At 51.8% G+C, this 3,120-nt stretch carries 3 protein-coding genes; all 3 read left to right on the top strand.

The window, feature by feature from the left end:
• Positions 1–404: 404 nt before the first annotated feature.
• Positions 405–935 carry a type ISP restriction/modification enzyme gene (locus H6F43_RS01840; protein WP_190340316.1) on the top strand — a complete coding sequence of 177 codons (531 nt, stop codon included), beginning with the start codon at positions 405–407 and terminating at the stop codon, positions 933–935.
• An 80-nt stretch (positions 936–1,015) separates the two neighbouring features.
• Positions 1,016–2,086: a methyltransferase gene (locus H6F43_RS01835; RefSeq protein ID WP_190340315.1), complete on the top strand. Its 1,071-nt coding sequence runs from the start codon at positions 1,016–1,018 to the stop codon at positions 2,084–2,086.
• 46 nt (positions 2,087–2,132) lie between these two features.
• Positions 2,133–2,999, top strand: a complete 867-nt coding sequence (fabD, locus tag H6F43_RS01830) for an ACP S-malonyltransferase (protein ID WP_190340314.1) — start codon at positions 2,133–2,135, stop codon at positions 2,997–2,999.
• The last annotated feature ends 121 nt before the right edge of the window (positions 3,000–3,120 follow it).

Raw genomic sequence — 3,120 nt, 5'->3', positions numbered from 1 at the left:
GCGGCTTTGGCGCACACAATCCCTGCAAATGACGCAGAGGGATTTAATTTGCCGAGACAGTAGCTGCGCTCGTAGGGCGAGAACACCTCAATGTCGCTGAGCAGTAGTGTGCGATTGATGTCTGCGATCGCTTGAATCACGCTTTTAATGACTAGCACAACTAACACCAATTAAAGGGATTGGAGTGATTTAATTATACGGAGCCGTGCTCGTAATTTCTATACAAATGACAGCTCTAAATTGAGCAATGCGGACGGTGTATCTGTTGCTCAACAAAACATTCACAACCTAGCCATAACTCCTACAGTCCTGGCTCATTTGCTAGACATTTCCATTATTTCAGTGTGCGAAACTGAAAACCAATTCCGCCTGTGTGCGTTGATATTAATGCCCCACCTGAAACTATGATGCAATCCTTGCTCGAAGCGCATTCCAAAGTCAAAGCTAGAGAATGTTTTCGCCGCCCTCAACACACGGACACGGTTCCGTTTAATCGGGTCGATCGCAAATCTCGCATGTCTCCCCAAAAAATCTACGCGCGTCTAAATCGTAAGATCACCAGCCTATCGCTCGATTGTCCACCAGCCAGCACTTCAACGGTTATTCGCTATCCGATCGCGGGCAGCAACCGGGTGGAAGCCATTTGCTACAGCGAACCCAGTGAAAAAAACGCGATCGGACAAATTTGGATCAATCAGACCCAGTATTTTGAAGGCATTTCGCCTGCCCTCTGGAATTTCTCCTTAGGTGGGCGGCAACTTTGCCAGAAGTGGCTGCAAGAGCGTCAGGGTAGCACGCTGTGTGAGCAAAGCATTCAGCACTATCAGCGCAAGGTGACTATTCTCAAAGACATGGTTGAGCTGATGGCAAAAATTGATTCTGCTCTGCAAGAGCGGCAGTCGCATAGTAGCCTGACTCCGGCACTGTCGTACTAAGCGAATCGTAATTAAAAGCCATTCAACTCTTCAGATGGCATTTTGCAGTTACCTACTCTTTCGTTAAACACAGTGAACTAATGGTTGTAGCGAAGTCAGAACCAAAGAATCAGGCAGAATTTCGTCCGGCGAATGCGCCGACCATGCCGCCTCAGGTGGTCATGCTGCAAATGGCGAATGCCTACCGCGTGTCGCAGTCCATTCATGTGGCTGCAAAATTGGGCATTGCTGATTTGTTAACCAATGGCGCGAAAAGCATTCCCGATCTTGCAGCCGCAACGCAAACTCATCCCCAATCGCTCTACCGGCTGCTGCGAGCGCTTGCCAGCATGGGAATTTTTGCCGAAACCGAAGCAGGCGAATTTGAATTAACTCCGCGTGCGGCGACACTGCAAAGTGATATTCCCGGTTCACTGCGGGATTATGCGATCGTCCTTGGCGAAACGTGGCATTGGCAAACCTGGGGAGACATTCTCTACAGTGTTAAAACCGGACTGCCCGCGTTTGATCACGTTTACGAGATGGAATTTTTGGACTATCTCGCCCAGAATTCTGATCTGGCTAGCGCCTTCGATCGCAGCATGATCACCCTGCTGGAAACGATCGATAATGGCATTCTCGCGAATTACACCTTTTCCACAGGCACGATCGTTGAGGTCGGCATTCCGGGCGGCTATGGAGATTTACTGGCGCGAATTCTAAAGTCAGATCCCAATTCACGCGGTGTCTTTTTTGACGGTGCGCCCGGACTGAAACTGGCAAAATCGCTGCTAGCGGCTCAAGGAGTGCTCGATCGGTGCCAGCTCGTAACTGGGGATGTGTCTGAATCGCTGCCTCACGGGGGCGATGTCTATATCCTGAAAAATCTAATTCACGATTGGAGTGATGCAGACGCCGCCAAGGTATTGCAGAACTGCCGCGCGGCAATGCATGACGGATCAAAGGCGCTGATTGTGGAGATGATTATTCCACCCGGAAATGCGCCCGCGCTGGGCAAAATTATCGACATTGAAGCGCTAATTATGAGCGCAGGTGGCTACGAGCGCACCGAAGCGGAATATCGATCGCTGCTTGCCACCGCAGGGTTAACCGTAACCAATGTGATTGCAACGCGATCGCCGTTCAGCATTATTGAGGCGGTACGCGCCTGAGTCACGAATTAATAGCTACTCCACACTGCACAAGGAGGCTCGATCAATGAAAACAGCATGGGTATTTCCGGGGCAGGGATCTCAGACGGTGGGAATGGCAGACGAGCTACTCGATGTGCCAGCAGCAAGAACCCGATTTGAGCAGGCAGAGCGGATCTTGGGCTGGTCTGTGCCCGATGTTTGCCGTCAGGAAGAGAAGCTTTTTCGCACGCTGTATACCCAACCCTGTTTGTATGTGGTCTCTGCGATTCTGGCGGAGCAAATGCAATCGGAGCGACCAGATTTTGTGGCGGGTCACAGCCTGGGAGAATATGTGGCGCTGTTTGCAGCGGGCGTATTCAGCTTTGAGACGGGGTTGCAGTTGGTCAAACAGCGAGCCGAGCGGATGGATCGAGTCAGCACAGGCGTCATGGTGGCGCTGATTGGCGTCGATCGGGCTCAACTCGTCGCGCGCCTGCAACAAACGCCCAATGTAGTCCTCGCTAATGACAATCATCCGGGTCAGGTGGTAATTTCGGGACTGGCAGATGCGATCGAAACGGTGCTGGCTCAGGTGAAATTCCGCCGTGCTGTGCCGCTAAAAGTCAGCGGTGCGTTTCATTCGCCCGTTGTGGCAGAAGCGGCATCCGAGTTTCGTCAAATTTTGGAGTCGGTTGCGTTTGAGCCAGCGCAGGTTCCGGTAATCTCGAATGTCGAACCTGTGCCTGCGATCGCGGCTGATGTTCTGAAAACCCGCTTGATGCGACAGATGACGGGTTCTGTCCGCTGGCGCGAAACGGCGCTGCGGCTGGAGGTAGAAGGCGTCGAACGGGTGGTGGAAATTGGTCCGGGTACCGTTTTGACGGGATTGATTGAGCGAACGTGCGACAATCTCATTCTGGAAAATGTCAGCCGTATTCCGCTGGCAGTCTAAGACGGGAAATGAATTGTTAAGCCGTGCTGTCTGCTCATTGCTAGAAGCGTTCTGTTAATCTGGACGCAGAATTTTCTGCAACCAACGCACTTAGCATGACGGACAGCGCAGTTTTCATTTC

It is taken from the genome of Leptolyngbya sp. FACHB-36 (genome assembly GCF_014695955.1).
GTDB lineage: Bacteria > Cyanobacteriota > Cyanobacteriia > Leptolyngbyales > Leptolyngbyaceae > FACHB-36.
This window is presented reverse-complemented; position numbering and strand designations above follow the sequence as displayed.

Excerpts from the sequence above, each read along its gene's own strand:
- H6F43_RS01840 (WP_190340316.1), top strand. The coding sequence starts at position 405 with ATGATGCAATCCTTGCTCGAAGCGCATTCCAAAGTCAAAGCTAGAGAA.
- H6F43_RS01835 (WP_190340315.1), top strand. The coding sequence starts at position 1,016 with ATGGTTGTAGCGAAGTCAGAACCAAAGAATCAGGCAGAATTTCGTCCG.
- fabD (WP_190340314.1), top strand. The coding sequence starts at position 2,133 with ATGAAAACAGCATGGGTATTTCCGGGGCAGGGATCTCAGACGGTGGGA.